The following is a 796-nucleotide window of genomic DNA, read 5'->3' as shown; positions in this document are numbered from 1 at the left end:
ATCAGTACGGTATGCCTGTATACAGCGGGCGGGAATCTCGCCAGTAAAGACAACTTCATCCTTTTTTACCTGGGCCGTTTCGATGGTGGCACAGTATTTCGGTGCATCATGATAAGCCCTGGAAAGGTANCTTCATCCTTTTTTACCTGGGCCGTTTCGATGGTGGCACAGTATTTCGGTGCATCATGATAAGCCCTGGAAAGGTATTCCTGGGGCGCATAGAGGATGAAGGAGAGATAAGGTTCCAGCAGCTGCGTCCCCGATTCCTTCAATGCCTGTTCCAATACAATCGGGGCCAATGAGCGGAAGTCCGCCGGCGTGCTGACCGGACTGTAATAAAGCCCGTATTCAAAGCAAATCTTACAGTCCGTTACGTTCCAGCCGAACAAGCCCTGCTCCAGCCCGTAACGGATACCATCCCTGACAGCGTTTTGAAAACTCTGGTTCAAGTATCCCAGCGAAACCCGGCTCTCGTATTGTACACCGGAGCCAAGCGAGAGTGGTGTAACAGACAGTCCTATGGATGCCCAAAACGGGTTGGGCGGCACCTCGATATGGATGGTGTGGCTGGCTGCTTTGAGCGGCCGCTCCATATAAATGACGGAGGGTTCCTTTACCACTGTTTCAAGCTTGTATTTTTCCGACAGCAAAGCGGAAACAACCTCCAACTGCACCCGGCCCAAAAAAGAAAGAATGATCTCATGGGTGATGGAATCCACTTCGCAACGCAAAAGCGGGTCAGTATCCGCAAGTTGCGTAAGAGCGTCCAGCAGCCGTTCTCTTTGCGCTGCCGTTT

1 pseudogene is annotated in these 796 nt (G+C 51.8%); it reads right to left on the bottom strand.

What is annotated here, in order from left to right:
* A pseudogene (locus tag DPN68_RS13060) lies at positions 1-796 on the bottom strand (tetracycline resistance ribosomal protection protein Tet(W)); the annotation flags it as partial.

The sequence above is a fragment of the Flavobacterium tibetense genome (assembly GCF_003293845.1).
Lineage (GTDB): Bacteria > Bacteroidota > Bacteroidia > Flavobacteriales > Flavobacteriaceae > Flavobacterium > Flavobacterium tibetense.
This window is presented reverse-complemented; position numbering and strand designations above follow the sequence as displayed.